At 72.8% G+C, this 7,284-nt stretch carries 5 protein-coding genes; 3 read left to right on the top strand and 2 right to left on the bottom strand.

Annotated features, from left to right (window positions below; genetic code table 11):
- Positions 1–134: 134 nt before the first annotated feature.
- Together ACH5AF_RS32635 and ACH5AF_RS32630 are read right to left on the bottom strand one after the other, a co-directional pair.
- On the bottom strand, positions 135–1,451 hold the full coding sequence (locus ACH5AF_RS32635; protein WP_398906789.1) for an alpha-2,8-polysialyltransferase family protein: 1,317 nt from the start codon (positions 1,449–1,451) through the stop codon (positions 135–137).
- Positions 1,451–2,434: a glycosyltransferase family 2 protein gene (locus ACH5AF_RS32630; RefSeq protein ID WP_398906788.1), complete on the bottom strand. Its 984-nt coding sequence runs from the start codon at positions 2,432–2,434 to the stop codon at positions 1,451–1,453. The genes ACH5AF_RS32635 and ACH5AF_RS32630 overlap by 1 nt, the downstream gene beginning before the upstream one ends.
- Positions 2,435–2,621: 187 nt before the next feature.
- Here ACH5AF_RS32630 and ACH5AF_RS32625 point away from each other — a divergent pair, with 187 nt between their 5' ends.
- The 3 genes from ACH5AF_RS32625 (at position 2,622) to ACH5AF_RS32615 (ending at position 6,487) form a co-directional block, all read left to right on the top strand.
- A complete protein-coding gene (locus ACH5AF_RS32625; RefSeq protein WP_398906786.1) occupies positions 2,622–3,968 on the top strand; it encodes a DUF6716 putative glycosyltransferase in 1,347 nt (448 codons plus the stop codon).
- A 307-nt stretch (positions 3,969–4,275) separates the two neighbouring features.
- On the top strand, positions 4,276–5,550 hold the full coding sequence (locus ACH5AF_RS32620) for a cytidylyltransferase domain-containing protein (protein ID WP_398906784.1): 1,275 nt from the start codon (positions 4,276–4,278) through the stop codon (positions 5,548–5,550).
- A gap of 13 nt (positions 5,551–5,563) precedes the next feature.
- Complete coding sequence (locus tag ACH5AF_RS32615; RefSeq protein WP_398906783.1) at positions 5,564–6,487, top strand: N-acetylneuraminate synthase family protein; 924 nt, start codon at positions 5,564–5,566, stop codon at positions 6,485–6,487.
- Positions 6,488–7,284 lie beyond the last annotated feature (797 nt).

Here is a 7,284-nt window from a genome sequence, read left to right as displayed (position 1 = left end):
GGGTACGCCGGGTTCGGAGAGCGGTCCGGGGAAACGGGCAGGCAGCAATGCCTGAACCGCGCCCCGGGCCGACTCAACTGGACCCATCCCGCCGTAGCGTCCTGGGGAGCCGGCCTGCCGTGGCGCGACCCCCCTCAGGTCAGCGCGCGCTTCAGGCGGCGCGCACGGCGCACCACGCGGCGGACCGCCGCGTGGCGCGGGACCGGGAGGCCGCCCGGAAGGCCCAGGACCGTCAGGCGGCGGCGCTTGAAGTAGCGTGCCGTCGACGCGTCGAGCGTGGTGCTCAGGAACCGTTCCGCCGCCGGGCGCAGGTCCGCCCTGATCTGCGGCTGCATCGCGAAGCCCACCGAGCTCAGCAGACCCGTGAGCCGTTCATCAGCCTCGGCCGGAGCGCCGGCGGCACCCTTCGCCAGGTCGGGCACGAGCGCGTCGACGACGGTCAGCGGCACCCGGTTGCTGTTCTGGTACGGAGTGAGCCGGTCCAGCAGCGGCTCCGTGCCCAGCCGGGCCACGGGAATGCCGAAGAACGTCGCGGCCGTGAACAGCGCCGTCGAGAAGCAGCCCACGACCAGCCGGGGCCGCAGCTGCCGGTAGAGCACCTCGGCGAGCAGTGGACGGTCCACGACGGTCAGTTCGACGCCCAGCGCCTCCGCCTCGCGCTCCAGTGTCCGCGTCCAGGACGCCGGTGCCGTCGGGTGCGGTTTGAACACCACGTTCCGATGGCCCGCGTCGGCAGCGCCCTTGAGCATGCGCAGGTGCTGTGCCTCTTCCTCCGCGGGCGTGAGGATGCCGAGCGCCGCCAGGTACTGGCCCAGCAGCAGGGCCGGTCCCTCGCCGACTCCGGGGACGGCGTCCGGGACGACGTCCGACAGCTCCGCGACGATCTTGACGAACGCCTCGGTCGGCACGAGCCGCGGCTCGGCGCCGTACTCGGCGAGCAGCAGCGGCGCGAGTCCCGGCACCAGGTCCAGGTGGAACAGGCGCCGTACCCGCTCGCCGACCAGCGGGTCGATCTTGTTGCGGGTGGGGCCGTAGCTCATCAGTCCGTCCGCGTACACGTCGAGCGCGGCGTCCGGGAAGAGCTGGGCGATCGCCAGCGCGGGCGTGACCTGGATCGACTCGACCGCCAGCTCGATGCGGTCGTCCCCGAGGTCCCACAGCTGCCGCAGGTACCTCTCCCACAGGGGGATGTCGTCCTGGCGCGGTGACCAGCCGCCGGGGTGGAAGGGGGAGATGGCCTCGTTCCACGACAGCACTCCGTCGAAGCGGCCCCGCAGCCGTTCGAAGCCGGGCATCTCGTCCAGGGACGGCGTGGTCTCGGGCGTGGTCGCGTTGTTGGCGACGAGCAGCAGCCGCCGGTCGGCGGGGGTGAAGCAGCCGCTGTCGATCGCGGCGGCCACGGTCGCCGCTCCGTACAGCGAGGAGGCGTAGAAGATCTGCGTGGTGGGCATCAGGCCGCCGCCTCCACGGTGAGGGGGGCGGGGCGGCGGCGCACCCGGCGGAGCCGGGAGGCACGTTCGATGTCCATCGAGTCGAGCGCCTCCTTGAGAACGTCCTGCGGCATACGCTTCAGGGCGGCGGCGCTCATGGCGCGCAATTTCCTTGCCACGGTGGGCTCGAACCTTTCGATCGATCCCAAGTGGTGGGAAATGACGGCACAGTATGTACGGACTGCTTTCGGGAGGAGGCGGTCGGCCTCCGGATCATTCGCCGTTTCATCGAGCACCTGGTCGAATGCCTTGATGAAATCGAGCTGCCGGATGTCACCGATCTGCGTCAGCGAGGAGGCGATTCCGCGCCGGTAGAAAATTCCCAGCCTGCTGATCGTCGCGAATGTCTTCGCCTCGCGGTGCAGCCGCCAGATCCACGGCCGGTCCTCCGCCGTGCGCAGTCCGTGCGTGAAATGCAGCAGTCCCCGGTCGACGAGCCTTCGGTGGTACATCCCGGCCCAGGCGTAGGGGTAGTCGACGCCGGTGGAGCGGTCGGCGGGCAGGATCCAGTCGCGCGGTCGCAGCACCTCGCCACGCGGGCCCACGGGTGCCCGGTGCACCTTGCGGTCGCGGCCCGTGCACTGCACATGGTCCGTGCGGACGAAGTCGACGCCGAGCCCCTCATGGGCGGCGAGCAGCGCCTCGAAGTGCCCGGGCGCCAGCCAGTCGTCGCCGTCGAGGAAGGTGATGTACTCCCCGCGCGCGGCGTCCAGACCGGTGTTACGGGCGGTGGCGAGCCCGCCGTTCTGCTCATGTCTGATGAGGACCGCGCCCGGAACCGAGCGCTCCGCCCGCTCGAGGATCTCCGGAGTGCCGTCCGTCGAACAGTCGTCGACGAGAAGGAACTCGAAGTCCTCGCGGGCGTTCGCCTGCAGGCTCTTGAGTGTGTCCGGGGCGTATGTCTGCACGTTGTAGAACGGCACGATGACGGAGAGCTTAACCACCCGCGCGACGCTAGGCCGCCACGCGTCATTCGTGTCGACCGCCGGAGGGATGGAAGGTGAACGCAGGGCGTCGACTTTGTTAACCAGCCCGTTTCGCGTGCGGTTGCCCCGTCCGTAGGCGCTCTGTTAACCCGTTGTTGCAGTCGAGTTGGGCCGTGAAACGAAATGCCTTCCTAGCGTCCTCGACGTGCCAACTCGCAACAGTGAGGCCGTACGGGTAGCCGTACTCGCCGACTCCGACACCCGGTGGAAATGGGGTGCGCTCACCGCGCGCCGTATCGCCCCGAGCGCCTCCGTGGAGCTGAACGGCTTTCTGCTGCGCGGCCGGGCCACCCCGACCCCCCGCCAGCTCGCCGAGGTGGGCGTGCGCGCCGATGCGATGCGCGAGGTGACGGGGAACGAATTCCTCGGGGCGGTCGAGGACGGCTCGTACGACATCGTCATCCTCGCACTCGTCGGCGGCGGTGTGCAGGCCGTGCTGCACGGCCTCGCCGCGCTGCGGCTGCCGCGCCGGCCCGTCGTCGTCACCGGCTACGTCGGCGTCGTCTACGAGAAGCTCGCCGACGGGCTGCTGCTGCGCCACGGCGCCGATGTCGTCCTCGCCAACTCCCGTCACGACGCGGAGCGTTTCCGCGCCGTGTACGAGGGTGTGGGCGCCGACGCCTCGGCTGTCACTGAGGCGGCGCTGCCCTTCCTCGGTGGCGACCCGTACCGGCCGGAGGAGGGCCGCGACACCGTCGTCTTCGCCGCCCAGCCCTCTGTGCCCGACAGCCGCGCCGACCGCACGTACCTGCTGCGCCGCCTCGTCGAGCATGCACGGCTGCACCCGCGGCGCGAGGTCCTGCTCAAGCTCCGTTCCAAGCCGGGGGAGCACACCACGCACCTGGAGGAACTGCCCTACCAGAAGCTGGCGGACAGGCTGCCCGGCGGACTGCCGCCCAACTTCCGCCTCGTGTACGGGAACATGGGCGAGGTCCTGGACCGCACCGACCTGCTGGTCACCGTCTCCTCGACCGCCGCGCTCGAGTCGCTGCACCGGCGCATCCCCACCGCCATCCTCAGCGACCTCGGGGTGCGCGAGGTGCTCGGCAACCACCACTTCCTCGGCTCCGGCCTGCTCACCTCCTTCGACCGGCTCGACGGCGGCTACCGCCCGGTGCCGGACGCCGACTGGCTGGCCCGTCAGGGAGTCGCCGCTGGGGGTCCCCCCACGCCGTCAGGCGTAGGGGGAGGCTCGTACGAGAGGGCCTTCGACGCGGCCCGCGCGCGGGTTGCCGAGCTGCTGCTCGTCCCCGAGCCCGCGCCGATCGCGCCGTACTACACGCCGAGCTCGGCGCCGGGCTACCTGCCAAGAATCCTCGCCCGCCACCACCTCGCTCCCGACGGCACGCCACTGGTCGGCGCCGCCCCGAAGACGGAGGTCACCGGCCTGCGCCGGGTGGTGCGCGACGCGGTCCGCGAAGTCGCACGCGGCGCCTACCGCCACGGTGTCCAGCGCGTGGCGCCCGTCATCCGGCGGATGGGGGAGCTGTGACCCCCGCCGACGCGGCCTGCCCGACACCCCACGGTCGGGCACCCAGCCTGCCCCGCCGTCGGGCGCCCGGTCAGGCCGCTTCCGGGCCGCACCGGACGCGCCCGGCGCACAGCCCGGCACCTCGTCCGGGCGGTGCGCCGGGCCCGAACCGTAGGCGCCCCGCGCACAGCCGGATCGAGCCTCCGGCACCTGGTCCGGGCGGATCGGGGCCGAACCCGACGCGCCCCGCGCACAGCCCGACCCGCCGTCCGGCATCCGGCCCGGCCGGATCCGGGACGAACCGCACCCGCACTGCTCAGGAGCCCCGATGACCGTTCTCGCCGTGATCCCCGCCCGGGGAGGATCGAAGGGCGTGCCGGCCAAGAATCTGGCGCACGTCGCCGGTGTGCCGCTCGTCGCCCGTGCCGTCCGCGCCTGCCTCGACGCACCGCTGATCACGCACGTCGCCGTCTCCACCGACGACGCCGACATCGCCGCCGCCGCGCGCGGCGCGGGCGCCGAGGTCGTGCTGCGGCCCGCCGCCATCGCCGGTGACACCGCCACCAGCGAGTCCGCCGTCCTGCACGCCATGGACACGCACGAGGCCGTGCACGGCGAGCCCGTCGACGTGGTCCTGCTCGTGCAGTGCACCAGCCCGTTCATCACCCGCGAGGACATCGAGGGAGTCGCCCGCGCGGTCGTCGAGGACGGCGCGGACAGCGCGGTCACCGTCGCCCCCTTCCACGGCTTCGTGTGGCGGAAAAGCGAGGACGCCGACGCGGCGGGAGCCTCGGCGGAACAGGCCGTCGGTTCCACCGCCGTCCTCGTCGAGGCCACCACGGCCACCGGCTCCGGCTACGGCGTCAACCACGACGCGTCCTTCCGGCCCCGCAGGCAGGACCGCCCGCAGGACTTCCTGGAGACCGGCGCCGCGTACGCGATGAACGCGGCCGGTTTCCGCGAAGCAGGGCACCGGTTCTTCGGACGCACCGCGCTGGTGCGCAGCGATCCCGCCCGTGTCCTGGAGGTCGACGACCCGCACGACCTGGCCCGCGCCCGTGCGCTCGCGCCGCTGCTGGACGCCGCCGCGCTGCCCGCCCGCGACGACGTCGACGCGGTCGTCCTGGACTTCGACGGCACCCAGACCGATGACCGGGTCCTCATCGACGCCGACGGCCGCGAGATCGTCGCCGTCCACCGCGGCGACGGCCTGGGCGTCGCCCACCTGCGCAAGGCGGGACTGGAACTGCTGATCCTGTCCACCGAGCAGAACCCGGTCGTCGCCGCCCGCGCCCGCAAGCTCCAAGTCCCCGTCCTGCACGGCATCGACCGCAAGGACCTCGCCCTCAAACAGTGGTGCGAGGAGCGGGGGATCGCGCCCGAGCGCGTGCTCTACGTCGGCAACGACGTCAATGACCTCCCGTGCTTCCACCTCGTCGGCTGGCCCGTGGCCGTCGCGAGCGCGCACGACTCCGTACGGGCCGCCGCGCGTGCCGTCACTGCCACGCCCGGAGGCGAGGGCGCCATCCGTGAGATCGCCGCCTGGCTCCTCGGACCGGACCTCCACACCCCTGACACCACCCCCCTTTCCCCCGAGAAGTAAGGAATTACCCCCCATGAGCACCACCCGCCTGCGCACCCTCGGCAGCAAGATCGCCGGCCCCGGTCACCGCGTCTACGTCACCGGTGAGATCGGCATCAACCACAACGGTGACCTGGAGAACGCGTTCAAGCTGATCGACGCGGCCGCCGACGCGGGCTGCGACGCGGTCAAGTTCCAGAAGCGCACGCCGGAGATCTGCACGCCGCGCGACCAGTGGGACATCGAGCGCGACACCCCCTGGGGCCGTATGACGTACATCGACTACCGCCACCGGGTCGAGTTCGGCGAGGACGAGTACCGCGCGATCGACGAGCACTGCAAGAAGCGCGGCATCGACTGGTTCGCCTCCCCGTGGGACACCGAGGCCGTCGCCTTCCTTGAGAAGTTCGACGTCCCGGCGCACAAGGTCGCGTCCGCCTCCCTCACCGACGACGAGCTGCTGCGCGCCCTGCGCGCCACCGGCCGCACGATCATCCTGTCGACGGGCATGTCCACCCCGAAGCAGATCCGCCACGCGGTCGAGGTCCTGGGCAGCGACAACATCCTGCTCTGCCACGCCACGTCGACGTACCCGGCGAAGGCGGAGGAGCTGAACCTGCGCGTCATCAACACGCTGCAGGCCGAGTACCCGAACGTGCCGATCGGCTACTCCGGCCACGAGACCGGTCTGCAGACCACGCTCGCCGCCGTGGCCCTGGGCGCTGCGTTCATCGAGCGCCACATCACCCTCGACCGCGCCATGTGGGGCTCCGACCAGGCCGCCTCCGTGGAGCCGCAGGGCCTCACCCGCCTCGTCCGCGACATCCGCGTCGTGGAGGAGTCGCTCGGCGACGGCGTCAAGAAGGTGTACGAGAGCGAGCTCGGCCCGATGAAGAAGCTGCGCCGCGTCGCGGGCGTCGTGGCCGAGGCGGACGACCGTGAGCCGGCCGCGGTCTGACACGCCGGCCCCCGCCCACGGCCCGGTCCGCCGCCGCCCCGGCCGGCGGGCGGGCCGGTCCGCCGCGGGGCGGCGCGCGACGCCTCCGGGCGCAGCGGAAGCCCCCCTCCGGCGTCGACCGACCAGGTGCGGGGCGCGGCGTGCGACGGCCTCGGCTGCCGATGGCTGCGCTGCGGAAGCCGTCCCCTGGCGGCGACCCGCAACGCTTCCGGCTGCCGTGGCGAGCGCTGCGCAGAGCGGCTGCCGACGGCGGCCGGCCACGCCCGGGGCGTGGCGCGCAGCGGCCCCGGCGTACCGTGTGACGCTTTCGGCTGCCGTGGCCTGCGCTGCGGAAGCCGCCCTCCGGCGGCGACGCGCAACCCCTTGGGCGCGGCGTGCGACGGCCTCGGCTGCCGATGGCTGCGCTGCGGAAGCCGTCCGCCTCCGACGACGGCCGGTGGTGCGGGCATGGCCGGCATCGTTTCCGGCTGCCGTCGCGAGTGCTGTGGAGACCGTCTGCGGGTGGCGACGGTCCACGTCCGGGGCGTGCCGCGCGACGGCCCCAGCCTCCGCAGCGCGCACTGCGGAAGCCGTCCCCTGGCGGCGACCCGCAACGCTTCCGGCTGCCGTGGCGAGCGCTGCGGAGAGCGGCTGCCGGCGGCGGCCGGCCACGCCCGGGGCGTGCACGGCAGTCCCCGCTGGCGCAGCTTCCGCTGCGGAAGCCTCCCATCCGCGGCGACCCGCAACACCCCCGGCGTGCCGCGCGACGGCCCCAGCCTCCGCAGCGCGCACTGCGGAAGCCACCCACCGGCGGCGAC

Origin of the sequence: Streptomyces sp. NPDC018833, assembly GCF_044390825.1 — a bacterium.
Taxonomy (GTDB): Bacteria; Actinomycetota; Actinomycetes; order Streptomycetales; family Streptomycetaceae; genus Streptomyces.
Note: the sequence above shows the minus strand (reverse complement) of the source record. Positions and strands in the feature narration are given on the sequence as shown.